The 21,991-nt window shown below is 56.2% G+C and carries 28 protein-coding genes and 1 tRNA gene; 16 read left to right on the top strand and 13 right to left on the bottom strand.

What is annotated here, in order from left to right:
• The first annotated feature begins 352 nt into the window (after positions 1–352).
• Entirely contained in the window at positions 353–718 is a 366-nt protein-coding gene (locus ACRRQW_RS03475) for an energy transducer TonB (protein ID WP_438479864.1), read from the top strand.
• A gap of 117 nt (positions 719–835) precedes the next feature.
• Here the strand turns inward: ACRRQW_RS03475 and ACRRQW_RS03470 are convergent, their stop codons facing one another.
• Positions 836–2,314 (bottom strand): hypothetical protein, encoded by a 1,479-nt coding sequence (locus ACRRQW_RS03470; RefSeq protein WP_438479863.1) that lies wholly within the window; start codon positions 2,312–2,314, stop codon positions 836–838.
• Positions 2,315–2,440: 126 nt separating this feature from the next.
• On the opposite strand from ACRRQW_RS03470, the gene ACRRQW_RS03465 reads away from it, so the two are divergent.
• Positions 2,441–3,454, top strand: coding sequence for a phytanoyl-CoA dioxygenase family protein (locus tag ACRRQW_RS03465; RefSeq protein WP_438479862.1), 1,014 nt, complete (start codon positions 2,441–2,443; stop codon positions 3,452–3,454).
• A 148-nt stretch (positions 3,455–3,602) separates the two neighbouring features.
• On the opposite strand, the gene ACRRQW_RS03460 is transcribed toward ACRRQW_RS03465, so the two are convergent.
• Both ACRRQW_RS03460 and ACRRQW_RS03455 read right to left on the bottom strand, forming a co-directional pair.
• Positions 3,603–3,809: a hypothetical protein gene (locus ACRRQW_RS03460; RefSeq protein ID WP_438479861.1), complete on the bottom strand. Its 207-nt coding sequence runs from the start codon at positions 3,807–3,809 to the stop codon at positions 3,603–3,605.
• 20 nt (positions 3,810–3,829) lie between these two features.
• Complete coding sequence (locus ACRRQW_RS03455) at positions 3,830–5,065, bottom strand: MBL fold metallo-hydrolase (protein WP_438479860.1); 1,236 nt, start codon at positions 5,063–5,065, stop codon at positions 3,830–3,832.
• A 191-nt stretch (positions 5,066–5,256) separates the two neighbouring features.
• On the opposite strand from ACRRQW_RS03455, the gene ACRRQW_RS03450 reads away from it, so the two are divergent.
• Complete coding sequence (locus ACRRQW_RS03450) at positions 5,257–5,832, top strand: TetR/AcrR family transcriptional regulator (RefSeq protein WP_438479859.1); 576 nt, start codon at positions 5,257–5,259, stop codon at positions 5,830–5,832.
• Positions 5,833–5,849: 17 nt separating this feature from the next.
• On the opposite strand, the gene ACRRQW_RS03445 is transcribed toward ACRRQW_RS03450, so the two are convergent.
• The gene (locus tag ACRRQW_RS03445; RefSeq protein ID WP_438479858.1) at positions 5,850–6,404 is read right to left on the bottom strand and encodes a hypothetical protein; all 555 of its coding nucleotides are present in this window, start codon (positions 6,402–6,404) and stop codon (positions 5,850–5,852) included.
• Positions 6,405–6,557: 153 nt separating this feature from the next.
• On the opposite strand from ACRRQW_RS03445, the gene ACRRQW_RS03440 reads away from it, so the two are divergent.
• Positions 6,558–6,977 carry a hypothetical protein gene (locus ACRRQW_RS03440; RefSeq protein ID WP_438479857.1) on the top strand — a complete coding sequence of 140 codons (420 nt, stop codon included), beginning with the start codon at positions 6,558–6,560 and terminating at the stop codon, positions 6,975–6,977.
• Positions 6,978–7,024: 47 nt separating this feature from the next.
• Here ACRRQW_RS03440 and ACRRQW_RS03435 read toward each other — a convergent pair whose 3' ends face one another.
• The 5 genes from ACRRQW_RS03435 to ACRRQW_RS03415 all read right to left on the bottom strand — a co-directional run bounded on the left by ACRRQW_RS03435 (position 7,025) and on the right by ACRRQW_RS03415 (position 11,571).
• The gene (locus tag ACRRQW_RS03435; protein ID WP_438479856.1) at positions 7,025–7,648 is read right to left on the bottom strand and encodes a hypothetical protein; all 624 of its coding nucleotides are present in this window, start codon (positions 7,646–7,648) and stop codon (positions 7,025–7,027) included.
• Between the two features lie 37 nt (positions 7,649–7,685).
• Positions 7,686–9,701 carry an ATP-dependent helicase gene (locus tag ACRRQW_RS03430; RefSeq protein WP_438479855.1) on the bottom strand — a complete coding sequence of 672 codons (2,016 nt, stop codon included), beginning with the start codon at positions 9,699–9,701 and terminating at the stop codon, positions 7,686–7,688.
• Positions 9,702–9,894: 193 nt separating this feature from the next.
• Positions 9,895–10,455: a ribosome recycling factor gene (gene frr, locus ACRRQW_RS03425; RefSeq protein WP_438479854.1), complete on the bottom strand. Its 561-nt coding sequence runs from the start codon at positions 10,453–10,455 to the stop codon at positions 9,895–9,897.
• Between the two features lie 65 nt (positions 10,456–10,520).
• Positions 10,521–11,261 (bottom strand): UMP kinase, encoded by a 741-nt coding sequence (pyrH, locus tag ACRRQW_RS03420; protein ID WP_438479853.1) that lies wholly within the window; start codon positions 11,259–11,261, stop codon positions 10,521–10,523.
• A gap of 121 nt (positions 11,262–11,382) precedes the next feature.
• Entirely contained in the window at positions 11,383–11,571 is a 189-nt protein-coding gene (locus ACRRQW_RS03415) for a hypothetical protein (RefSeq protein WP_438479852.1), read from the bottom strand.
• Positions 11,572–11,663: 92 nt separating this feature from the next.
• Between ACRRQW_RS03415 and ACRRQW_RS03410 the strand changes: the two genes are divergently transcribed.
• Positions 11,664–12,053, top strand: a complete 390-nt coding sequence (locus ACRRQW_RS03410; protein ID WP_438479851.1) for a VOC family protein — start codon at positions 11,664–11,666, stop codon at positions 12,051–12,053.
• Between the two features lies 1 nt (position 12,054).
• Here ACRRQW_RS03410 and ACRRQW_RS03405 read toward each other — a convergent pair whose 3' ends face one another.
• On the bottom strand, positions 12,055–12,747 hold the full coding sequence (locus ACRRQW_RS03405) for a LamG domain-containing protein (RefSeq protein WP_438479850.1): 693 nt from the start codon (positions 12,745–12,747) through the stop codon (positions 12,055–12,057).
• A 146-nt stretch (positions 12,748–12,893) separates the two neighbouring features.
• Between ACRRQW_RS03405 and ACRRQW_RS03400 the strand changes: the two genes are divergently transcribed.
• From ACRRQW_RS03400 to ACRRQW_RS03355, 10 genes are all read left to right on the top strand, one after another.
• A complete protein-coding gene (locus tag ACRRQW_RS03400) occupies positions 12,894–13,259 on the top strand; it encodes a hypothetical protein (RefSeq protein WP_438479849.1) in 366 nt (121 codons plus the stop codon).
• Complete coding sequence (locus tag ACRRQW_RS03395) at positions 13,256–14,194, top strand: rolling circle replication-associated protein (protein ID WP_438479848.1); 939 nt, start codon at positions 13,256–13,258, stop codon at positions 14,192–14,194. Before ACRRQW_RS03400 ends, ACRRQW_RS03395 begins: the two co-directional genes overlap by 4 nt.
• On the top strand, positions 14,154–14,510 hold the full coding sequence (locus ACRRQW_RS03390; RefSeq protein ID WP_438479847.1) for a hypothetical protein: 357 nt from the start codon (positions 14,154–14,156) through the stop codon (positions 14,508–14,510). Before ACRRQW_RS03395 ends, ACRRQW_RS03390 begins: the two co-directional genes overlap by 41 nt.
• Positions 14,497–14,709 (top strand): hypothetical protein, encoded by a 213-nt coding sequence (locus tag ACRRQW_RS03385; protein WP_438479846.1) that lies wholly within the window; start codon positions 14,497–14,499, stop codon positions 14,707–14,709. Before ACRRQW_RS03390 ends, ACRRQW_RS03385 begins: the two co-directional genes overlap by 14 nt.
• Before the next feature lie 285 nt (positions 14,710–14,994).
• A complete protein-coding gene (locus ACRRQW_RS03380; RefSeq protein ID WP_438479845.1) occupies positions 14,995–15,531 on the top strand; it encodes a hypothetical protein in 537 nt (178 codons plus the stop codon).
• Positions 15,532–15,555: 24 nt separating this feature from the next.
• On the top strand, positions 15,556–15,831 hold the full coding sequence (locus tag ACRRQW_RS03375; RefSeq protein WP_438479844.1) for a hypothetical protein: 276 nt from the start codon (positions 15,556–15,558) through the stop codon (positions 15,829–15,831).
• Positions 15,832–17,223: 1,392 nt separating this feature from the next.
• Complete coding sequence (locus tag ACRRQW_RS03370) at positions 17,224–17,457, top strand: hypothetical protein (protein ID WP_438479843.1); 234 nt, start codon at positions 17,224–17,226, stop codon at positions 17,455–17,457.
• Positions 17,454–17,615: a hypothetical protein gene (locus tag ACRRQW_RS03365; RefSeq protein ID WP_438479842.1), complete on the top strand. Its 162-nt coding sequence runs from the start codon at positions 17,454–17,456 to the stop codon at positions 17,613–17,615. Before ACRRQW_RS03370 ends, ACRRQW_RS03365 begins: the two co-directional genes overlap by 4 nt.
• Positions 17,612–18,355 carry a zonular occludens toxin domain-containing protein gene (locus ACRRQW_RS03360; protein WP_438479841.1) on the top strand — a complete coding sequence of 248 codons (744 nt, stop codon included), beginning with the start codon at positions 17,612–17,614 and terminating at the stop codon, positions 18,353–18,355. The genes ACRRQW_RS03365 and ACRRQW_RS03360 overlap by 4 nt, the downstream gene beginning before the upstream one ends.
• The gene (locus tag ACRRQW_RS03355; protein WP_438479840.1) at positions 18,337–18,891 is read left to right on the top strand and encodes a hypothetical protein; all 555 of its coding nucleotides are present in this window, start codon (positions 18,337–18,339) and stop codon (positions 18,889–18,891) included. Before ACRRQW_RS03360 ends, ACRRQW_RS03355 begins: the two co-directional genes overlap by 19 nt.
• Here the strand turns inward: ACRRQW_RS03355 and ACRRQW_RS03350 are convergent.
• A complete protein-coding gene (locus ACRRQW_RS03350; RefSeq protein ID WP_438479839.1) occupies positions 18,888–19,412 on the bottom strand; it encodes a hypothetical protein in 525 nt (174 codons plus the stop codon). The two genes, ACRRQW_RS03355 and ACRRQW_RS03350, sit on opposite strands and share 4 nt — an antisense overlap.
• A gap of 288 nt (positions 19,413–19,700) precedes the next feature.
• Here ACRRQW_RS03350 and ACRRQW_RS03345 point away from each other — a divergent pair, with 288 nt between their 5' ends.
• Positions 19,701–20,981, top strand: coding sequence for a tyrosine-type recombinase/integrase (locus ACRRQW_RS03345; protein WP_438482338.1), 1,281 nt, complete (start codon positions 19,701–19,703; stop codon positions 20,979–20,981).
• Here ACRRQW_RS03345 and ACRRQW_RS03340 read toward each other — a convergent pair.
• Both ACRRQW_RS03340 and ACRRQW_RS03335 read right to left on the bottom strand, forming a co-directional pair.
• A tRNA-Gln gene (locus tag ACRRQW_RS03340) sits at positions 20,945–21,018 on the bottom strand. The genes ACRRQW_RS03345 and ACRRQW_RS03340 overlap by 37 nt on opposite strands.
• Positions 21,019–21,134: 116 nt before the next feature.
• Positions 21,135–21,932 carry a hypothetical protein gene (locus ACRRQW_RS03335; RefSeq protein WP_438479838.1) on the bottom strand — a complete coding sequence of 266 codons (798 nt, stop codon included), beginning with the start codon at positions 21,930–21,932 and terminating at the stop codon, positions 21,135–21,137.
• Between the last annotated feature and the right edge of the window lie 59 nt (positions 21,933–21,991).

Here is a 21,991-nt window from a genome sequence, read left to right as displayed (position 1 = left end):
GCACACGCATTTTTGCCCTAGGGATTAGGCAGAGCTTCCGAGGAAAAACCGTGGTTTTGGTTTTTCCTGCGCGAGCAGCGCGCACTTCGTCGTTTTTCCTGAAAAAATCCCACGCGCGGGACGCGTGGATTGCGCTTCTGAAAAAATCCGTGCCGCGACGCGGATGCGTGAAATATTTCTAACGATTGGAGGTGAGTGAGTTGTGACTCGGTAGGGAAGTTGGCACGCGCAATGCAAAGTAAGCAGGCACACCACAACCAGCGGCTAGCAGAAAACCCTCGGGAAAATTTCCGAGGCCCCACAACCAAAACTACGAACCCAAAAATAATCCGCTCACGCGGAAATCCAAATCATGAAAACCAAGTCCATCCTCGTCGCCTCTGCCCTCCTCGCCGGTCTGTTCTCCGCTTCTGCTTTTGCCGCAGACGCCACCGCTGCCCACGTCACCACCTTCGAAGCGCCGGCTCCGTCCAAAGTCGTGGGCAACATCCAACTCCCGCAACGTCACGAAGGTTCTACCGTCACGCTCAGCATGACGGTCGATGCCAACGGCAAGGCCAGCAACGTGCGCGTTCTTTCCGAGAGCGACCAAACGCCTTACAAGAATCTGGTCGCGACGGTAAAGAAATGGGAATTCACGCCGGCGCGCAAAAACGGCAAGGCGATCTCGACCCGCGTCGAGCTCCCGCTCCAAGTCGTCGAAGCCAAGAACGGCTAAACTTTAGTTAGTGTGTGTGTCGCCTGAGTTGTGTCAGGCGGCGTGAAGAGCCCCGTGTCGCGTTCATCGCGAGGCGGGGCTTTTCATTTCCAGAAAGGATTACCGCTGAAATCCTGCTCACATCGGTTTTGGCGAGCGCGGCGGGCAGGTGGTGGCATTCGTGAGCGGGCAGGCGACGCGGATGCGCGCGAGCAGATCTTGGTAGAAATCGAAACTCGCATCGCCTGTCGTGCGGGAGAGCACGCGGTCGAGTTCTTTCGCGGTGGCGATCGCGCGGACTTGGGATTCTTCGCGGATTTTCACGCCGCGTTCGCGGTAGCCGGAATTGTCCACACCGGCGAACTCCGCGAGCATCGGCAGCCATTGATGCGCGTATTGGACGTGGGCGGTTTCATCGATGATATCAAACAGCATCATCTCGGCGGACTGCAGATCCTGGCCTTCTTTGAAGTCCACGTAGCCTTCGTTCTTCACGACGAAGTGGCCGGTCTCGGCGACGAGGCCGATCATGAACACATGTTCGTAGAGTTGTGCTTTCGTCGTGGGTTCGGCTTTGAACGGCGCGAGTAACTCCTGTTGGCGTGCGTAAGCTTCATCGACGGTGATGCCCATCTTCTCGGCGACTGCTTTCAACTCGGTATCGCGCGCGGCTTGATCGTAGCCGGAAAAACCGACGTCTTCGAGACTGATGCCGAAATCGCGCAGGCGTGAGTAGCCCGAATCGCCATGACGCGATTCATCCCACAGGTGACGCGAGATGATATGCTGCCACGCCCACGGCATGTAGTGGCCATAGTAGAGCCACGCGAGTTGGTCGTCGGGCAGATTTTTTTCGAGCATGTAACCGAAGGCCCAGAAGAGACGGCGCGCTTCGAGATTCGTCGCGAAATCCGCGCGGACATAATCCATGAACGGTTGTTTCGGGCGGATCGCGACGTTGCGCGCGCTGAAACGGCTCAAACGAAAATCAGTGTTCACGCCGGCAGGCTGCGCCTCCGCTCCTGCGGTGATGGGTAACGGTGCTCGGAAACTTCCGCACGCCTCCAACCGTGCCGTGACGCGCGCGCGATAGGCGGCGTCGGTCGTATGCGGCGTGAGACGGCGATAATTGCGATACCAGAGCCACTGCTGGCTTTTGATTTGGTTGATCTCATGCAGCAATGCGATCGTCGGTGCGTCGTGGATCGGGTGCACGTTGCCGATGTATTCGCCGTAAGCGGACACGAGCGTTTTTAGCAGTAGTTCGTAAATACCGTCGAGTGCGTCCTCGAGTGACGGTGCAAGCAGCACGGCGTTCGCGAGCGTTTCGAGTTGCGCGGAAACCGGCGCGTCGGGGCGGCCGCCGGGAAATTGTTCGATGCGTTCGCGCAAGCGGCGCACGCACTCGGCTTGATCCCAGATGTGACGGTGCAGCGCGCTCTTGTTATCCCACTCGGCGACGTCGCGGCCCCACGCGGCGAGCAGGCGATGGATGGCGCGCTCCACGTATTGCCAGTCGTTCATCAGCTCCACGTTGCGCGGACGCTGTTTGGTCGAAGGCTCGACGAGCACCATCGGCTTGAGGGGAAGGGGTGATTCCACAGCAGGCGAACTCATGCGATGACCTGACAAAACTTCCGCGCCGGACTCAAGTGCTATACCCGGAATTTGAGAGGAGAAATCGGTGAATATTCACGCGTTCCGCGATTGCGGCGGTGCCAAAAATCTCCACGAATTTTCCGCATGAGCTTACCCCGGCCGCTTACCCCTGAGCAGTGTGCGTTTTTTCGTGATGAGGGTTACCTTATCATTCCCGACGTGTTTGATCCGCAAGACCTCGAGCCTGTTCGCCAAGCGTTGCACCGCGAGATCGCGGCGAAAGCGCTCGAACTAAAAGCGCAGGGAAAACTCGAAAATCTCCACGAGGATCTTGCGTTCGATTACCGGCTCGCGGCGATTCAAAAAGATTCCGCAGAGAACAGCGTGGCGATCATGCGTCACCTCGAAGGGCTGCGCGGCGGCGGATTTCACGCGGTCGAATTGTTCGACCTCATCGCGCACAAAAAACTTTTAGCGAAAGTCGGTTCGCTGCTCGCGACCGAAGAAATCGTGGCGTCGTCGGTGTATCGTGTGCGCCCGAAGTTGCCGAACTCGGGTCGCGGCATCGTGCCATGGCACCAGGACAGCGGTTATTTTGCGGAGCACTGCGACACGCAGATGATAATCACGTGCTGGGTGCCGCTCGTGGACGCAACGGTCGAGAACGGTTGCATGCAGATTCTTCCCCGAGTGCACCGCGGTAAAGTGGCGAAGCACCACACCGGCGGCAACGCGGGCTTCCTTGTCATCAAAGACGAGGATTTGCCCGACGATCCGCAGAAAGCGATCACGGCGGCGTGTCCGCGCGGAGGCGTGGTGTTCATGACGAATCGCACGCCGCACTGCTCGACGCCCAATACGTCCGACCACATTCGCTGGAGCATGGATCTGCGTTTTCAGTCCGCCGAAACTCCGAGCAATGTCGGCTTGGAGCCGACGGCGCTGAACGAGCAAGGCGAAGCCGACGCCGCGTTCTACGATAAAGTCAGCATCGCATGTTATCCACCGGAAGCGGATTTTCTCGTCGCGAGTAAGCGCACGCCGGAGCTCGTGACTGATTACTCCAACTACGCCCGTCGCCGCGAACTCTACGACCGCACGAAATCTGATTTCTCCGCGTATCGCCGCTGGCGCCAAGAGGCCCCGGCGACGGTTTGAGTTTTTCTCGGGAGCGTTGTAGGGCGGAATCGATGATTCTTCCCTACAGGTCGGCTTTGTTCAGGCCGCATCGCCCTGTTCGGCGCCGGTTGAATCGAGTGACACGAATATCACCAGCGCTGCGAGAATAAGGATCACGGAAATCATGTTAATTTCTCCAGTGGGCGCTCGCCTCAAGTGTGAGCGCGGGCGTTGAAGCGGTGTGCGCAATCAGTTCTTGGATGCGCGCGGCGATGTTCATGGCGACGTCAGCGGCGACGGGATTGCCTTTGCGGTCGAGGAGGAACGCGAGGTCGCGCAACTCGTTTTGGAGTTGGTGCCACGGAGTTTGAGCGGGTGCAGCGAGTGAGTTCATCGGTGGGTGAGGGTGAACGTTTAGTTTGCGACGGGCACGGTGCCGTCGGTGGTGGAAATAATCGGCGTTTCTTCGGCGGTGCTGTAAGGCAGCTCGGGCCACCAGCGAGCGGTGGGAAGTTTGGCGGCAGGCTCGACGCTTTCGCCGGGACGTGGCGTGGCGATCGTAACGCCGGCTTTGGCTGCAGCGGTGACCGCGCGTTCGACCGGCTCGGTCCACGTGTGCGGTGCGAGTTGAAAGGTGCCCCAGTGAATCGGGATCATCACGGCGCCTTCGAGCAGGCGGTGCGCGGCGACAGCTTGTTCGGGCCCGCTGTGCCAGTCGCGCCAGTTGGCGTTGTATTCACCGACTTCCATCAGAGTGGCATCGAACGGTCCGAGACGGTCGGCGATTTTGGTGAACGCGGCTTGCATGCCGGTGTCGCCGGAGAAATAGACGCGGTGTTGCGGCCCGCGAATCGCGTAGCTCGACCACAACGTGAGGTCGCGGTCAAAAAGTCCGCGCGCAGAGGAGTGGCGGGCTGGCGTGCTCGTGATTTCGAGCGAACCGATTTTCGTGCTTTCCCACCAATCGAGTTCGACGATGCGTGCCGCGGGCACGCCCCAATATTCGAGGTGCGCACCAACGCCGAGCGGCACGATAAATTTCGTCGGGCGATCTTTTAGCGCGATGACCGTGGTGTGATCCAAGTGGTCGTAATGGTCGTGCGAAATCACGATCGCATCGACGTCCGGCAACTCCCCGAGCGGCAGCGGCGACGTGAACCAGCGTTTCACGCCCGTCCACGTCACGGGCGAAGCGCGCTCACCCCACACCGGATCGGTCAGCACGCGCAGGCCGTCGATTTCGATGAGCGTGGTCGAGTGACCCAGCCACGTGATGCGCAGCCCCGACGCTGGCGGAGTGGCAAAACGTTGTGCATCGACCAGCGCGGTGGGCACGGGTTGCGCCGCGCTCGGGCTGGCGTGTGGTGAGGGGCGCAACGCGGAAGTGATGGCTTTGACCATGTCGTTCCAGATTGGCTGCGGATTGCGGAACTTGCCGTCGCGCCACTGCGGCGAGCGTTCCATGCGCTTGCGGCGTTCGCCATCGGGGCGACGGCCGAAACCTACCCAGGCGTCGGCGAGGGTGGCGGTGAAAGCGACGAGCACGGCAGCGGCGATCGCTTGGGAGGCGCGTTTCAGCCAGTGGAGCGCGCCGCAACGAGGCTTGGATTCGGGCAGTGAGCTTGAAAGGACGGGAGCGAGGGAAGCCATGGCAAGATTGAGTTAGTTGGCGTTTTTTCGCAGAGCGGCATCGGCAGGCTTGCCCGGACGGGTGGGCGACTCGTAACGTGCCTGAAAACTACTCGCTGTGCTCATAACGCTTCGGATGACTTAATTGACAATATAGATATAAAGTGTAAAGTAAGCCTATCGTGTCAAACGCAAAATCAATTTCTTCTGTCGTGACCCCTGCCGATGAGGCGCGTCGGGCCGCGTTGCTGGACGCCGCCCTGGGCGTATTTGCCCGTTTCGGCTTTCGCAAAACGTCGATGGATGAGGTCGCCCGCGCCGCGCAGATTTCGCGGCAAGGCTTGTATCTTCACTTCACGAATAAGGATGAACTTTTCCGTGCGACGGTGACTTACACGATTGCGAGCTCGCTGGCCGACGCGAAACGCGCGTTGGAAGCGGAAAAAGGTTCAATCAACGAACGTTTGGTGAACGCCTTTGACGAGTGGGTTGGCCGTTACGTAGGTCGTTTCGCGGCGGACGCGGCCGACCTCATGCAAGCCGCCGAGGGGTTGCTGTGGACGACAATCGTGGAACACGAAAAAGCCTTTATCGAAGCGCTCACGGCGACGATTCGTGAATCCGGTTTGGTCGCGGAGTATAAGCCCGTTGGTGTCACGGCCCGCCAAATTGCGGAAACACTTTGTTCGGTGACGAAAGGCCTGAAGCACCGCGTTGAAACCCGTGAAGAGTTTCGTGAAGGCCTGACGGTTGCCGTGCGGATTATCTGCGCGCCGCTGGCGAAATAAGCCGGCGGCGCCGAAATTTAAGTGGCGAGGTCGACCGTTTTAGCCGCGAGCTTAAACAGTAGAGCGGATACGACGAACATCAGCACCCAGACGCCGTTTAGAAAAAAGATCATGAGGACGTTGACGTCGAAGTTTGGGCGCCAGGTGAGGAAGGCGATGAGGGGGACCAGGAATTGTGCGGCGGCAGTGACGTAGAGTGCGCGGGACATGCCGCTGGCTTCGAGGCGAACGAGTGCGGCGCTGAATGCGAGGACGGCGAGCACGCCGCCGTAAAGTAGGTTGGCGGGATTGTCTTCGTTGCCGATGAAACCAACGGCGAGGTTGACCCAGATCAGCGAGAGCCCGGCGAATACTGCGAGCGCCGCACCGAGGTGGTAGCTGAGGCGGCCGGCGGCTTTGATGGTCACGAGGCGATACGCAAAGACCGCGCCGACGAGCAGGAAGTAGGCGATGACATAGTCGGAGCCGCTCCAGCCCACGCCCTCCACTTTGGCCTGCATGGCGAAGAGCGGCAGCAGCAACGGAATCGCGGGAACGATGAAATAGGGGAGAAGGCTGCGGCGTTTGGTCATGGGTTCACGGTGACAGGGCTGTGTGAAAGCTTGATGAAGCGCCCGTGAAATCGAATGGGAATCAATGATCCCCTTGAGCGTGGCGTGGGGTTTTCGGTTGTAGGGTCAAAAGCGTCGTGGCAGTTACCCGAGCACAATAGCAGGTTCATCACTATGACTATTCTGAAATTCTTTCTTTTTATCGCAGTGGCTTTCGGGGTATTCACGCTATACGCCAAGTATCGTCAGACGCATCCTTCTGCTGAAAAATCTGCGACGGTAAACCTGAGTCCGGCCGGCTTTTTTTTAATCAATACCAACGACGCTCAAAATCAGCGTGTGTTGGTCGCCGCGCCGCCAAATTGTCCGAGCGCTGAAGCGGCCCGCGCCCGAGCGCTGGTAACCTCACTGAACGCGTCAGGCATTCCCGCGGAGATCACGAGTGGCTTCAGCATAAGCGCCAGCAGCCTCGCGGAGTCTAACCGCATCAATGGCTTGGTGAAAGCGGCGCCGGGGCCGATCGTGTTAGTGCGCGGTTGGGCCAAAGGAAATCCGTCGGTGCAGGACGTCATCGCGCAATACCGCGAGAAATAATTACAGAGGCGGCGGCCTGCCTTATTGAGAAGCTACGTGGATCCGAGTCATTTTTTTCGAGTCACTAATGACTTCATCATCTCGTCCATGGCCGCCTCAAGCGCCGCACGATTTTCCTCACTCGCCACGCCGTTGAGCGAAATTTCATAGGACGGGCCCAAGACAATAAGGTAGACAAAATTCACGTGGTTCTTGCCGCCAATGGGAAGAGTTCGGCCGATCTTGGCGAAAGAGCGTTGCCCGATGGTGCTCACCTCGCGGACAAAAACCTCGCCTGCGGGAAACGCGAAGCCCTTGGCCTTAAACGCGAGGGCCCAGCTGTAGTCTTTTTTGAACTTCTCCGGTGGCCAGTCGGCTCCGACTCCCGTGACGATCGCCAAGGCAATGCCGTTAGATCCGTCGTGGAGGGTTACAATTTCGTGGGTCGTGTTGCCTGGGGCGCCGTCGTAGCTTTTCGCCATCCGCCAGGCTCTTTGTGCATTGTTCGACGTAGGTAGCTTGATGTCCTGAACTGCAGGAAAGATCGACCAATTGGCAGGTATTTTTAAAGTAATACCGTAAAATCCGACCGAAGGATTTCGGATTTCTGAGTCGATAATAATACTTTTTGTGTAGGCGTGGCCTAAGTGGGCTGAGATCAACACGACAAGAACTGCAAAAAAATTTCTCATGATGATGTGGGGTTTTCGAGTGAAGTGCAGTGCTAGCTCACCACCCGTAACTCCGCTTGATGCGCAGTTCGTCGTAAAGGTGGCTCGGTAACTCCATTAAAAAGCGGGACGGTTGGAGCATCATGCCGCCGGGGCCGGCGCGGGTGGCGACTTTGGGGTAGCTGATGTAGAGCTCGTTTTTCGCGCGGGTGACGGCGACGTAGAAAAGGCGGCGTTCTTCCTCGACGTCGCCGGCTTCGATAGAGCGGTTCGTCGGGAACTGGCCGTCGGCGGCGCCGATCACGAAGACGACATCGTATTCCAACCCCTTCGATTGGTGCACGGTCGTGAGGCGGATCGCTTCGGATTCGGCTTCGACTTTTTTGTCGCCAGTCTCGCCATTGAGGAGCGCGACTTGTGTGAGGAAATCCGTCATGTTGGGCCATTGCTCGGCGAAGCCGACGAGGCCTTTCAATTCTTCGAGGCGGTCGATGTAGTCGGCGTATTCGCCTTTCATGTAGTCGCCATACCAGCCGTCGATCGCGACCTGGATGGCGTCGGCGGGACGACCGTTGTCCATCGCGTCGGCGACTTGCGCGAGCGAGGCGCAGAAGTTGGCCCAGTCGTCTTTCGCGTCCTTCGGGACTTTGCTTTTCACGTCGTCCGTCGCGAGGGCGTCGATAAAGTTTTTCTGCATCAGCTTCGCGTGATCGAGCGCGGCGGCGTAGATTTTTTGCGCGCCCTTGTCGCCGACTTTCGGGAGGAGCACGGCGACGCGTTGCCACGCGAGCGTGTTGGCCGGGTTGTAAACGAAGCTGACGACGCCGATGAGATCGCGCACGTGCTGGCGTTCGAAAAACTTCACGCCACTCGTGATGTGATACGGCATGCCGTAACGCGTGAGCGTGAGCTGCATCTCGAGTGCCAGGAAGTGCGAGCGGTAAAGGATGGCGATCTCGTTGGGCGAGACGCCGTCGTCGTCGACGAGCGAGCGGATGCGTTTGAGGATGAACTCGGCTTGTTCGCGGTCGTCCATGGCCTGGATGACGGAGGGTTTCGTCGAGTGCGCGCGGGCGGCGCGGAGTTCCTTGTCGAAGTGGCGGCCTTTCGGCTGGGCTTCGAGCACGCCGTTCGCGAACGCGAGAATCTCGGGCGTAGAGCGGTAATTCGTTTCGATGCGGTGGATGACCGTGTCGGGATGCCGTTCGGGGAACGACATGATGTTTTCGAAATTCGCGCCGCGCCACGAGTAGATGCACTGCGCGTCGTCGCCGACCGCCATCACGCGGTGGTGCGGCGCGAGTTTGTCGACGATCTGCGCCTGGATCGTGTTGGTGTCTTGATACTCGTCGACGAGCAGGTGGCGGAAACGCTGGCCGAAATAATTCGCGACTTCGGGCGCGTCGGTGAGGAGCTTCAGCCAAAGTTCGAGCAGATCGTCGTAGTCGACGACGTTTTGTTCGCGCTTGGATTTCGTGTAGGATTCGAGAAACGCGGGGAAGCGATGTTGAATATCCTGATACTGCGGAAAATATTTCTCCACGGTTTCGGCGAGCGAGAACTGCGTGTTGCGCGAGAGCGAGAGGACGTTGAAGAGCGGACCCGGACGTGGGTTGGTCTTGTCCTTGAAGAACAATTTATCGGCGGCTTCGGCGGTGTGTTTGAGGAGGGTCTCGGATTCGTCGGCGTCGAGAATGGTGAAGTTTTTCGGAATCTTGATCGCCTCGCCGTAGATGCGCAGTGCGCGGTTGCCGAGCGAGTGGAATGTGCCGCCCCAGAAGCGCGCGGGCTCGACGCCGGTCAACTCATGCACGCGGTGGAGCATTTCTTTCGCGGCCTTGTTGGTGAACGTGAGGAGGAGAATTTCGGAGGGTTTGACGCCTTTCGAGAGCAGGTAGGCGACGCGGTAGGTGAGCGTGCGGGTCTTGCCGGAACCAGCGCCGGCGAGCACGAGCATCGGGCCGGGCTCGGCGGTCACGGCGGTGAATTGCTCGTCGTTGAGCGCAGCGCGGAAATCGATCGGAGGGAAAGCCGCGGAGTTGGTTGGGAAATTACTGGGGAGCTCGAAATCCATTTGGGAAAAACGGATTCAGAATGCTGAGAGCAGAATGGGAAGGCAAAAGGCGCGCGGCGTTTTCAATTGGGGCATAAAGCTCCTCTTGCCAAATACCGACGGCCCGCCCGGAGGTCGGGCCCTACCACTTTGGCAAAAAAAAGGGCGGTTGAGGATAACCGCCCTGACCTGGCTTAAATTATGCCGCGTAGAGTTAGACCGTCAGGAGGTCTTTCTCTTTGTGGGCGACGTGGCTGTCGATTTCCTTGATGTTTTTATCGGTCAAGGCCTGCACGTCTTTCTCGGCACGCTTTTCGTCGTCTTCGGAAATCTTGCCGTCCTTGAGAAGCTTCTTGGTGGCTTCCATCGCATCGCGGCGGATATGGCGGACGGACACGCGGCCTTCTTCGGCGAGACGATGGGCGGTCTTGACGAATTCCTGGCGGCGTTCACGCGAGAGTTCGGGGAAGGGCAGGCGGATCAGATTACCGTCGACGACAGGATTCACGCCGATGTTGGCCATTTGAAGGGCTTTTTCGATGGCGCGGGTGATGCCTTTATCCCACGGCTGGATTTGAATCATGCGCGGGTCCGGCGTAGTGATGGCGGCGCAGGATTTCAACTGCTGCATGCCACCGTAGGCTTCGACCATGACGGATTCCACCATTGCGGGCGACGCCTTGCCGGTGTGAATCGTGCTGAATTCGTGGAGGGTGTGGTCGACCGCTTTTTTCATGCGGGCCGTCGTGTCGGTGATGATTGGTTGCGTGGACATGGGAAGAAAACTGGAGAGTCTGGGGTTTTAGGATTGGGCTCTAGGAATCGCGAAGCCGCTCAAAATCAGTTGTGCACCAGCGTGCCGATCTTCGCGCCTGTGACGGCTTTGTGGATGGCTTTGGAATCGTCGAGATTGAAGACGAGGATGGGCACGTTGTTGTCGAGACAGAGGGAGAACGCCGTGGAATCCATGACGTTGAGGCGTTGTTTGAGCGCGTCGATGAACGTGAGTTCCTCATATTTGACGGCGTCGGGGAATTTTTTCGGGTCCTTGTCGTAGATACCATCCACTTTGGTCGCCTTCATGATGATGTCGGCGTGCAGTTCGCTGGCGCGGAGGGCGGCGGTGGTGTCAGTCGAGAAATAGGGGTTGCCCGTGCCGGCGACGAAGATGACGACGCGGCCTTTTTCCAAGTGGCGCATTGCGCGGCGCATGATGAACGGCTCGGCGATCTGGTTCATCGGGATGGCGGACTGCACGCGGGTTTTGACACCCATTTTTTCAAGGCAGTCCATGATCGCGAGGCCGTTGATCACGGTGGCGAGCATGCCCATGTAGTCGCCCGTGGTGCGGTCGACGCCGCGCTTGGCGCCCTGCAGGCCACGGAAGATGTTACCGCCGCCGATGACAACGCAGACTTGCACGCCGAGGTCGTGAATGCCTTTGACCTGCTCGCACATGGATTCGAGCGTGGCGGCATCGATTGGCTCGGTGCCTTTACCACGGAGCACTTCGCCGCTGAGTTTCAGGACGATGCGCTTGTATTTGATGGAGGGTGTCGAAGCAGTGGGCTTGTTCGGCATGAAGCGTGATGAAACAACTGCCCAAAACCGGCGTCAATGCCCGAGATATTTTAGCCACGTGGCGGCTCTTGCGTGGCGACTCTCGCCGACTGAGATGCCCGCGGTAACTGATGCTCTCCCTCTACGTGCGCGGAGTCACTTCTTCGCGAACCGGCTCGCCGCGTTCGGCGCGGTTCGACACCCACAACATCGCGCCGATGCCGATGAGGATGAAAACGACGACGGCAATCGCGACGGAGAAGTTAACCTTCGTGGTGCGTTTGTGAACGTTGACGATTGGCTGGCTGGCATTTTGTGGATCGAAGCCCATGGGTAGAATTGGTTAACGTGATTCGACCCGCACGGCGCGCGGTTGTTTAATGCGTTGCGCCTTGTCGAGGCATGGGGGAATTTCCGGACGCGATGAAATTCGAGCACTTTGCCATCAACGTTCCGGATGCGCCGACGCATAGCCGTTGGTATGTCGAGCACCTTGGATTTCAAATTGTGCGCAACCTCACGGCGGCACCGTTCACGCATTTTCTGGCGGACGAAACCGGGCGCGTAATCGTGGAGCTGTATTCGAATCCGGCGGCGATTTATCCGGAGTATGCGGCGCAACATCACCTCGTGTTTCACTTCGCCGTGTTTTCGACCGATGCGGCTGCGGATGTTGCCCGTCTTGAGTCTGCGGGCGCGAAACTTTCGCACATCGACGAACTCGCCGATGGCAGCCGTCTCGCGATGATGCGCGATCCGTGGGGCGTGGCGCTGCAAGTCTGCCAGCGCGCGAAACCGTTTGCGGGTTTTTGATTTAGCGCGCGGCGGCGGCGGGAGCTGTTTGGAGCTGCGCAGGCGTCAAGGCCGTGCGGTGAAAACGCACTTCGCGCAGGCCGCCTTTGAACCAATATACCTTGTTTTGCCTTACGCCGAGTGAGACGAGGCCGGCACGGGTCGGGGGAAAAACAATTTCACCTTCGAGTTCTTTTTCGCCATTGATGAAGTGCGTCAGACGACCGTCCGCGTAAACGAGTGCCACCCAGGTCCAAGTGCCTGCGGGATGCGTTTTGGTGCGATCCAGCAACGCGAGTTTTTTGGTGGATTCGACTGAGTAGAGAAATGTATCGAGCGCCCATTTGCCGTCGGCCATGCGCGTTTCGAAAAGCACGCGGCTGCCGGCATCGTCTTGCAGGTGGAAGAAACGCTGCTCCGCCGGCCCGTCGCTGGCGGGTTTGAAAAGGATTTCGATGGTAAACTGCTCCGCGCCCGCCAGCGGGTTTTCGGGGACAAAAATCCCGTCGGTAACGCCGTTGAAGAACACCGCCGGGCCAGCGACCTCGGCCTGCGCGACCGGGGTGCCTAGCACCGCAGTCAGGTGATGGCCCACGCGAGTGGGACTATGCAACTGCCAGATGACAGGCGCTTTATCCGTCTCGACGGCTGTTGCCATGAGCACCAGCGAAACACCGGCCACCGTGCCGGCAAAGACGCGAAAGAAGCGTGACACGGTCGATGCGGCAGGGGCTTCCAATGGTTTTTTCGCGTGCAGAGATCCGTTCCGAAAAGTGGCTGCCCGACATGGATTCGAACCAATGACAAGGCCTTAGCTTTTTACACCAACTCACATTTAGACTCACAAGCTCTAACTGCGGCTTGCGCGATTATCGCGTTGGGGGGTGCCAAGTGAGCCAGCACACGATCCATGCGTTAGACGTAGTCTGGCAGACTGTCGTATTTCCTTATTTCGTCCTCATTTTCGGCGGCGTCTTCGGTTTCATGGCTGGTTACTTGCGTGGCTTCTATTCGAAGCAATGTCGTCACGAGTGGGATTTTCATGACGACGACGGCAAGGTTGAGATTTCCGAGTGCTCCAAATGCGGTAGAAAACGATTTTACCGTTATCAGAAGGGGGCTGGGGTGGAGGCCACCCCAGATAGCGCGGAGCGCGAGGCCCTCGGCGGTTTCTCCGACCGGAAGCCGGTCGGGCGGGATGTGCCATCGGAGGGCCGGACAAAATGAGCGCAATTGCCTCTATTACCCCCTCAAAAGCCGTTCGGGCGAGTAACTGGCAGTATCGCAAAAAGCTGCTGTCATCGGGTCACGACTACGTGCTGACGCCCTACCGTCCGCATAGCTGGTGGCATGAGCTAGGGCGCGGCAAAATGGTGAAGCGGCTACAGGCTCGCGGCTTTCCGCATCTGTTCGGCTGGCTGTTCGTTACGCTCACGGTTGACCCTGAGATGTTCGGATCCGAAACGGAAGCGTTTGAAAAAGGACGCGACCGCATACGCCGCGCCGTAGCGCGGCTGCGGGAGCGCCATGACATCAAACGCTACTTCGTTAAATTCGAGCTTACAGAGGCAGGCTGGCCCCATTGGCACCTCGGCCTTGACTGCAAAGAATTTATCGAAAACGAGCACCTAGAGGAGGTCTGGGGTTACGGCTTCACGAAAATCAAACGCGTCAGCAAGCCGCGCGATTTCAAATATCTCTTCAAATACGTCACGAAAGACGCGACCGGTGACGGCGTCCCTGACTGGGTTCTGGACTACCCGAAAACCATTCGTGTTTTCCAAACGTCCTCCGGTTTTTTCGGTGACACGAATCAAGCGAAGTCGCGAGTCGAACCCGAACAGCGCGAACGCACGAGTAACACGCTCCGCGCTAAATGGCTGGTATGGCTGAAACGCGGATTAATCCGAGGCCGCGCTGTCGGCACATACGGCGTTTCCGTGCACCTCGCCGACACGTTCACAGAAATTTTTTTCCGTCAGGTGGATTTAGGGCAACGCCCGATGGATCTCTATCACATGCCCGTATCAAAAGACGTAATACAACAAATCGTAATACAAAATGAGCACCGCAACCCAGACCAAAGCACCAACACAATCGGCTACTGTTTCTTCCGCGAAGATGGAAGATTCGAAAAAGTTCTCCCTCGGGCAGTTGCCTGACGGAATGTATCTCATTGCCCGTTGCATTGACGAAACCACGCGCCGTGAAGGCACGTTTCGCGACGATAAAACCGGCAAGGATGTGAAGCGTGTCACCTACGTAACGGGCTACCGTTGCGACGGTGCCACGTTCGAGCACACCTCCTACGGTGACCCTGACAGTGACAAACCCGTCACTGAACGCGGCGAACCGATCACGATCGTCCCATTCGGCGCTCGCGTGCTTTTTTCGAAGAGCACCTACGCCAAAGACGACAAAACGGGCCAAAAGCTGGTGCAACGCATCAGCGGGAAGGTGCTTGATGTCCAAGCGTAATACAGTCGAGGAAAGGCAGGAGCTTCACGACACGCAGACCGACTGCATGCAAGGGCTCCTTTTCACTCTGAAAGAGTTAGGCGAGCAATCTGCCTTTCTCCAGATGGAGTTCGATGGCGTCATGCATTTTTGCGTGGCGCGGAAAATCACGCAAACCGAGTTCGATGCACTGATGCAGTCAGTGTTCAGCAAAAATTAATGTGCGGGCGGATGCGCCGCGTCAGCGGCGCGCCGCCCGCCTTAACTTGATGAAAGAGACCTTAACTGTCCAAAACACCCAATGCCTCGCGGCCTTAGCCCGTGGTGAGAGTGAATTGGAATACTATCGCTGGCTCTTGGAGAGCGGCACGGATCAGCAGTTAGCTATTTTTGAATGCATCCGGGGTGCGCTTGTTCGTTGGGACGTTCTGCGTGCTCGTGCGCTTTATCCTGCCCGCGAGCCAACACGTTGGGAAATCCAGATAGCTGCGGAAAAAAGAGCCCAATGAAATCACTTCTCAAAATTACGTATCACGCCAGAATTCCTCGCGCCAAATTCCTCGCGGTAGCGCTATTGGTTTTTCTTTCTGCTTTCCTCGCCGTGCCGAAAGGCAAATCGGCGATAACGGTGTTAAATTCTACAACGTGGGGCGATCCTACGAGAGTCGGAGCTATTGAAAGCATCGATTGGGCTGGCCCGTATATTCCTGATCTGACCTCGGCATTAGAAATTTATGGCTATGGATCAGCAGTAATTCCCGCCGATTCTCCAAGTTCTCAATACTTCGTTTTTGTTGGTGGCCCTGACACGATTCATTTCGTCACGGTCGAAGATGGTGGCACGATAAATATAGTAGGTGTAACTACCGAAGAACTACCTGTTGTCACTGTCACTGCTCCGTCAGCGAGCACTCAAAATATTTTTGCCGTAACCGGAGCGTGTCTCGCTCTGGGAATTACATCAAGCGGCGCAATTTTCGCTTCTCGGTATCTCTGGCGCCTCTTTCAGAGGTTGTTAGGTGCGCCGACATGGAGCGAATAAAACCAAAAACAAAAAGGATAGGTTATGTTCAAAAAAATCGGTCAGTTCGTTCAGAAAATTGTCAGCGTTGCCGTGAAAGCGGTTGCTGCTTTCGCTGTCGTCACCGTGGCTTCTGCCGCGCTGTCGTCGACGTCTCACGCGGCCATTGTGCTCACTGACTTCACGACCGCGCTTGCGGAAGTTGGAACGGCGGTAACCGGCGCTCTCGGCGCTACGGTCACCGCTGGCCTCGCCATCGCCGGCGTCGTGATGGGTGGTCTCCTCCTGTGGCGCTTGTTCAAGCGGATCGCGAAAGCTTAACCCCGAAGTAAGCTCACCTCTGGCCCCGTAGGTAACGGGGCAACTAATTTTGAGTGGAAACAATCGATTACATTCTCGGGCTTTTGCTCGCTTGGTTTATTCTTTGGTGCGTCGCCAAAGCATACTCTTTGGGGGGAGAAAAATGAGGCGTCTTCTGCTCCCCGCTTTTCTATGGCTTGCATTTGCCGTTCTGGCTACTTGCACCGTGCGCGGACAAGGCTGGTCGCTATCGTCATCCGACGGAGGCTCAGCCGGCATCACTTTAGTCATTTCGGGAAAAACGGCTCTTGAAACTGGCGGCTGGCGTATCACGTTTTCGGCTACAGGTAGCGGCGGCAAAGTTGGCCGAGGCACAAACGCTAATCTTCCCGCGGCTGTCTATTTCCTCGGTGCTGCCCCTGCAATATTCACGGCTGACATCTCTGGCCCTGTGACATTTTGGGCGTGGGCGGGTGATGTAGCGCATGCTCAATATCGCACTTACGACCCCACTGTGGCTACGCAGCGAGTCCGCGTTGCTCTGCATAACAATTCGGACTTCCCCGTCACATATAAATTGATGCAGGATGGAGAGCAAATCGGCACTGTGACTTTGCAGTCTCGACAGGGCATTATTCAGGAATTTGACGCGCCATCTAGCAGTGAGGTTGTCGTCATGTCAGAGGTGGAGGGTATAGTGAAGGACGGCCCTATTTGGGTCGTCGAAGAAGGTGCTGTCACCGACTTAGGGCCCGTTAAGACTATTACGCCGCATGATGCTGATGGGCCTACTCCTGAGCCTACCGATGTTCCCGAACCTAACATTCCCCGTGACACTCCGTCCAACAATTCAGGCAAGGGGACTTGGACGGTTCCTTCTACTAACACCGACCCTGCCAATCAGACGGATCTGCTGACGAATAAAATCTATATGCAGGGTGCCGATAAAATTACGTCCGCCGTTTCCAAAATTTCTGACTCGCTGAGAGGTTCGTCCCCCGTTCTCAACTCCGAGGCCACGACAATTCAAACTGACCCTGTAGCGTTTCATTCGGTAACTGGGTCAGGTCTTATTCCCGCGAGTGCTCCCACGTTTTTCTCAGGTTCAATTCCTAGTGTCAGCGTCGTCAGTGCTACGCTACCCCAGTTTTCAGTATTGGGACAAACATGGCCTCAGAAAACGTGGTCGTTTGATTTGGCGTCATACTCTGCGTCCATCACTTGGTTTCGCGCAGTCTGCTCTGTGGCGCTTTGGCTCAGCTGGTGGCTATTGCTCGTGCGCACTGCACGTGGTGCAGCTGCCGACACCTGATTTCAATTATGATATCCGTCGCGCAAATTCTTACAACGTTCTTTAACTGGTGTTCTTCGAAGTGGTCGCCTGTCGCTTTGTTTATGGGTGCGCTTGCTGTCATGGCTGCGAATCTCATGGGCATATTCGAAAAAATTTCAGAACTCATTTCCCAATTCGATGAGATGGCGTCTCCGGAATTGGCCGGCGCGGCCCTTAACGTGTCGCCGTTTGGATTTCTCAACTACGTGCTGCCTCTGGATCTCGCCATCGCAATGTTTACGCTTTGGGTTCCGTTCTATTTGGCGTGCACGCTCTATCGTGTAATCAAGGCCCATGTGCCAACCGTCTCATGAATCCCTTATTTATCGCTACACAAACGCCGTTTGCTGACCGTCTTTTCAAGATGATGTGGCAGGCATACGGCCCGCTTATTAAAGCCGTCGCAATTGTTGCTCTCGTTGTCTTGGTAATTTTCCCGATTATCGGCTTTGTTAAACGTGTCTTCCGATGAGCGTTGAGGGGTCATCAACTATCATCACTGGCACGCTCGGTGGCGGAAAGTCCATGTGCGCTGTTGACATGGCCATGGAGCATTTGTCTCTCGGCGGCACTGTTGTAACCAACATTCCGATTTTTTCTGATAAAGTTGCGTCGTGGATGCTTGAAGAATTCGGACTGATATTTGACCCCACCCGTTTAATTCTTCTTAACCAAGCTAGCATTGCTGATTTCGAAAATCACGCTGTTCGCGGTAACCAAAAAATTGCCGCCATGATGGTACTGGATGAGGCCGCGCTAGACCTTAACGCGAAGGATCACGCGCAAGTTTCCCGTGAAACTTTTAATTTTGTCGTGCTCGTCCGTAAGCTTCGGATTCATCTCGTTTTCATCGCGCAAGACGCTAATGACGTCGCCAAGCAAATCCGTGGCAAGATGCAGAAGGAAATCCATTGCCGTTCGTTAATGAATTTCTGGGAAGGAATTCGAATCCCGCTTTTTGTCCGCGTTCCCTACACGTTAGAAGTAGGAAAAAAGCCATGGCGTCGCAAAGCTAAGTGGAGTTGGAAAGCCCGTTCGTGGGGGTTCTTTGACTCGCATGCGTTGCACGGCGCTAAGGCTACGATTTACGGCGCTCTACAAGAGGCTGCTTCTAGTGACCTGCAGCGTCGGCAATACGACGTGAAACCTTATTACGCCGCTTTAGCGACATCCTCGCTAGCTGCTGCCCTCATATGCCTCCTAGCAAGTTGATTGCCCTTCTGCTGCTTTGTAACGTCGTTTCTATTGGCATCGCTCTCGGTGTTAGGAAATTACTTTTTGCTGCGCCTGAGACGCCCCAAGTTGTCCAGGACAAACCTGCTGACGTCGTTCCCGTGGTTGCTGATAAATCGCCGACTGCGCAGTTGCGCGTCCCGTCACAAATCGCCACTGCTCGTGAAGAGGAAATTTTTGTCACTGGCATCCTCCTTAAGGCTGACCGCGTGATTCTGGTCATGTCAGACGGATCTACGCGAACGGAACAAGATAACACTGATTTGCGTAATCCCCGTCTAACTAAAGTTCGTCGTAATTTTGCAGACTTTGATGGCAAAAGATATTGGCTGAGGCCTTCGCGTTTGACGGCCATAAACTCCGCTTTTTCTCCGCAGCAAGTTGCCGTTCAATCACCGGTAACTCCTTCGGTCGACGAATCGCAAACGGACTCTGCGTGGCTTCCGCCTGACAAGTATGGCGTCAGAAAACTTCGCGAAAAACCAACCCTGTCATCTCCGGTATCGCAGCGTTAGAATTTTGGGACTTCCTTTCTTGCGGCCTCTCGCTCCGCCAGTGCTTTTCCCAAGAGGTTGCTTCCCTCTGGTGACAGAACCCACAAATTCATGAAAGCTACTGAGGCTCTATACCCGTTTGTTGATGAATAATGACCAATTGAGAACATCACCCCGCTTGGGTTGGCTTTCGAGGCCCAGTTTTCATCAAACGCTAAAAGGGCAGCTGAAACCTGCTCTTTTGTCCATTGGTGCGGGAGATGATAGGTAACCTGTATTAAGCTTAGCGACGGTTTCCGGAACACCGCAGTGACTCGCATTTTTCCGCTTTTGTATACTCGTTCCACGAATTCGCCTTTTACGTTCACCGTTTGCGATTCGGAAAACAATGTCACCGCTTTTGGATTGATCTCTCTTTCCGGCGCACCGTATCGGTCGTAAAAGTAAGCAGGGGTTTTATTTTGAGCCATTCCGCACAGCGATAATGTCACCGCCATAAAAAAGGCTGTTTGCCAGCGCGCTAACAAGTGTGAGATTTTCATTCGAGGGGGTTACCGTCCGGAAAATTAAGAAGCGCGGCGTGGAGCAACTTTCTCTGACTTTTTTCTTAATTCGGCTTCGTGGTTACTCACTGGCGGGCAACCTTGGGCGAACCACCACTTCACAATGTCGCCCGCGTATTCCGTCGATGACACTTCAAGCGGTTTCGAATATTTCTTAATCTCGTCCGTGATGTGCTCTGGCACAGTGATGGTTAAGCGCGGTTTCGGTAGCACAGTTTGAAAAAGTCACAAAAAAACCATGTTTGCTATTGCATACATGGCCAGCATATGCTGCTTTATGTGTGCACCCACAAACTAGTGATTGAATTTGTCTACAGGTCAGCACGTCGTGTTAAGGGCAAGCGCGTTAAGAGCCGCTTTTACTTAGGCCGTTATTCGCTGCGCAGTGGCGAAAAACCTGTGACCGTGGCTCTCTCTACGACTGACCGGCAAGTCGCCTTAAAACGTCTGCGCGATATTGTAGTCACTGCGCAAAAAGAGGCTGAGGGAATGATTCCTTCAACCGCCCTGCGGGATGCTGCTAAATCCCCGCTATTCGTATTACTGGCCGATTATCGCAACGATTTGGTGAGCCGTGGTCTCAAACCAAATCATGTTAAAGAGAGCGTTCGCAGAATCGAAATGGCTATGGAATTTTGCGGGTGGAAGAAACTCGCGGAGATTTCCCCTTCTTCATTCATTCGCTTTCGTGCTGATTTGTCGGGAGGCGCGAAAACCAAGAAAGAATACCAAACATCAGTGAACGCCTTTTTGAACTGGTGCGTTCGCACAGATCGCCTCGTGTCGAATCCGTTGCTGAAAGTGGATCGCATCGACATTCGTGGCAAAGCGGTGCGTCCAACGCGTTCTTTTACTGCGCACGAACTGCAATTGCTGTTTCAGAATTCCGCGCACGCGTTGTTTTATCAGTCGCTCCTGTATACCGGCCAACGTCGTGCTGAGGTCGCGTCATGGCAATGGGGTGATTTGGATTTGAATGACGTTTCTCCCTTCGTGCTGATTGGGGAAGGTGAGACTAAGGATAAAGAAAAGAGGGCAGTGCCGCTAAAGCATCAGCTGGCCTTCTTGCTTCGCACAGTTCGTCCTGCCGGTGCTCTTAACACTGACAGCGTGTTTCTGACTCCACCGTCCTACGAAGTCCTGCGTGCCGATTTCATCCGTGCTGGTGTGGATCATCGTGATGCACGTGGTCGCGTCGTTCACTTTCACGCTTTCAGAAAAACATTTCAGACTATGGGAGTGCGCGCCGGCGTTAACCAACGTTCCGCTCAAGCTCTTCTTGGCCATTCTGACCCTGCTTTGACCGCTAACGCCTACACAGATGTTCCGGCTTTAGAGCTACATAGCGAGGTGGCGAAACTCCCGTGGATTTCCGACTCACTCACCAACTCACACGAGAAAGTGAGTCCCCTTGTGAGTTCGCAGCGTTTCCGAGTTTTGTGCGAAGAGCTTGTTTCTCTTGCAAGTGCCGCTTTCCCAGTGGTTTCCGGTGAAAAATCCGGTGAAGAAAGTGGCTGCCCGACATGGATTCGAACCATGACTAGGTGAGTCAAAGTCACCTGTGCTACCATTACACCATCAGGCAAGGAGGGGCAAAGAAGCCTTCTGTTTCACGGCTGGTCAAGGGTGGAAATTTATCGAAGGCAGAATCGTGCCGGGCGTTTCGTCGCGCGGTTTCCGCGGGAGCGTAGCGGTCGCGGTTTACGGGATGGTGCCTGCTTCCGGGCTGAGACCGGTTTTCTGGTCGAACCGAAATGCCGCGATTCTCCCCGTGTGGTCGGATTTATTGATCACACTATCATGACCGATGAGAAACCGTCCTCGACCCAACGGGACGAGTCCGAGCGAGGCATCGAAAATCCATTTGTCAGTTAACTTGAAATTCCGATCCGCGCGCATGAGGTAGCGCGTGTCGCCGTAGGTGCCGAACCACCAGGCTCCCTCATAGAAGGCCGCGGTCTGGATGCCCTTGAAAGTGTAACCACTTGCGAGCACGTGCCGTTGGCGGAAACGGAAGTGCTCGTCGTATTCGTAGAGATAATTTTCGTTCACCCCTTTGGGCAGTCCGCCCACAACGATGAACGTGCCGTTGTGATAGGCGATGCCGCCGGCACCGTGCACGAGTTCGGGCACAGGGTGCTTTGCAATTTCAGCCAGCGTGTCGCCATCGTAAACATAGACCCAGGAATTTTCCTGTCCGGGTGGTTCGTTGAACTTCCCGAGGTTCACGGCGACGTAGACGCGGCCTTCGTGGTAGCAAAGATCGCCATGGTGGAACTCGACCGCGACTTTACGGAGAATTTTTCCGTGACGATCGGTTTTCACGAGTTGATCAGTCCAACTCCAATAAATCGTTTCACGCTCATCGGTGCAGACGCCCTGCAAATGTTGCGGATAAACGCCTTCGCAGTCGGTGGCCACGAAAGCGGAATTGGCCGAGGGCGCGGCGAATCCGTTGAGGGCGCAAATCAGGAAAACCAAAGCGGCGAACGTTTTCATGAGGATGCTTCACGTTGCGCCGGTCGCGTCGCGCCGTCGAGGTCTATGAATGGGGACAA

Source organism: Oleiharenicola lentus, assembly GCF_051660365.1.
Taxonomy (GTDB): Bacteria; Verrucomicrobiota; Verrucomicrobiia; order Opitutales; family Opitutaceae; genus Lacunisphaera; species Lacunisphaera lenta_A.
Note: the sequence above shows the minus strand (reverse complement) of the source record. Positions and strands in the feature narration are given on the sequence as shown.

Excerpts from the sequence above, each read along its gene's own strand:
- ACRRQW_RS03475 (WP_438479864.1), top strand. The coding sequence starts at position 353 with ATGAAAACCAAGTCCATCCTCGTCGCCTCTGCCCTCCTCGCCGGTCTG.
- ACRRQW_RS03470 (WP_438479863.1), bottom strand. The coding sequence starts at position 2,314 with ATGAGTTCGCCTGCTGTGGAATCACCCCTTCCCCTCAAGCCGATGGTG.
- ACRRQW_RS03465 (WP_438479862.1), top strand. The coding sequence starts at position 2,441 with ATGAGCTTACCCCGGCCGCTTACCCCTGAGCAGTGTGCGTTTTTTCGT.
- ACRRQW_RS03460 (WP_438479861.1), bottom strand. The coding sequence starts at position 3,809 with ATGAACTCACTCGCTGCACCCGCTCAAACTCCGTGGCACCAACTCCAA.
- ACRRQW_RS03455 (WP_438479860.1), bottom strand. The coding sequence starts at position 5,065 with ATGGCTTCCCTCGCTCCCGTCCTTTCAAGCTCACTGCCCGAATCCAAG.
- ACRRQW_RS03445 (WP_438479858.1), bottom strand. The coding sequence starts at position 6,404 with ATGACCAAACGCCGCAGCCTTCTCCCCTATTTCATCGTTCCCGCGATT.
- ACRRQW_RS03440 (WP_438479857.1), top strand. The coding sequence starts at position 6,558 with ATGACTATTCTGAAATTCTTTCTTTTTATCGCAGTGGCTTTCGGGGTA.
- ACRRQW_RS03435 (WP_438479856.1), bottom strand. The coding sequence starts at position 7,648 with ATGAGAAATTTTTTTGCAGTTCTTGTCGTGTTGATCTCAGCCCACTTA.
- ACRRQW_RS03430 (WP_438479855.1), bottom strand. The coding sequence starts at position 9,701 with ATGGATTTCGAGCTCCCCAGTAATTTCCCAACCAACTCCGCGGCTTTC.
- frr (WP_438479854.1), bottom strand. The coding sequence starts at position 10,455 with ATGTCCACGCAACCAATCATCACCGACACGACGGCCCGCATGAAAAAA.
- pyrH (WP_438479853.1), bottom strand. The coding sequence starts at position 11,261 with ATGCCGAACAAGCCCACTGCTTCGACACCCTCCATCAAATACAAGCGC.
- ACRRQW_RS03415 (WP_438479852.1), bottom strand. The coding sequence starts at position 11,571 with ATGGGCTTCGATCCACAAAATGCCAGCCAGCCAATCGTCAACGTTCAC.
- ACRRQW_RS03410 (WP_438479851.1), top strand. The coding sequence starts at position 11,664 with ATGAAATTCGAGCACTTTGCCATCAACGTTCCGGATGCGCCGACGCAT.
- ACRRQW_RS03395 (WP_438479848.1), top strand. The coding sequence starts at position 13,256 with ATGAGCGCAATTGCCTCTATTACCCCCTCAAAAGCCGTTCGGGCGAGT.
- ACRRQW_RS03390 (WP_438479847.1), top strand. The coding sequence starts at position 14,154 with ATGGAAGATTCGAAAAAGTTCTCCCTCGGGCAGTTGCCTGACGGAATG.
- ACRRQW_RS03385 (WP_438479846.1), top strand. The coding sequence starts at position 14,497 with ATGTCCAAGCGTAATACAGTCGAGGAAAGGCAGGAGCTTCACGACACG.
- ACRRQW_RS03380 (WP_438479845.1), top strand. The coding sequence starts at position 14,995 with ATGAAATCACTTCTCAAAATTACGTATCACGCCAGAATTCCTCGCGCC.
- ACRRQW_RS03375 (WP_438479844.1), top strand. The coding sequence starts at position 15,556 with ATGTTCAAAAAAATCGGTCAGTTCGTTCAGAAAATTGTCAGCGTTGCC.
- ACRRQW_RS03370 (WP_438479843.1), top strand. The coding sequence starts at position 17,224 with ATGGCTGCGAATCTCATGGGCATATTCGAAAAAATTTCAGAACTCATT.
- ACRRQW_RS03365 (WP_438479842.1), top strand. The coding sequence starts at position 17,454 with ATGAATCCCTTATTTATCGCTACACAAACGCCGTTTGCTGACCGTCTT.
- ACRRQW_RS03360 (WP_438479841.1), top strand. The coding sequence starts at position 17,612 with ATGAGCGTTGAGGGGTCATCAACTATCATCACTGGCACGCTCGGTGGC.
- ACRRQW_RS03355 (WP_438479840.1), top strand. The coding sequence starts at position 18,337 with ATGCCTCCTAGCAAGTTGATTGCCCTTCTGCTGCTTTGTAACGTCGTT.
- ACRRQW_RS03350 (WP_438479839.1), bottom strand. The coding sequence starts at position 19,412 with ATGAAAATCTCACACTTGTTAGCGCGCTGGCAAACAGCCTTTTTTATG.
- ACRRQW_RS03345 (WP_438482338.1), top strand. The coding sequence starts at position 19,701 with ATGCTGCTTTATGTGTGCACCCACAAACTAGTGATTGAATTTGTCTAC.
- ACRRQW_RS03335 (WP_438479838.1), bottom strand. The coding sequence starts at position 21,932 with ATGAAAACGTTCGCCGCTTTGGTTTTCCTGATTTGCGCCCTCAACGGA.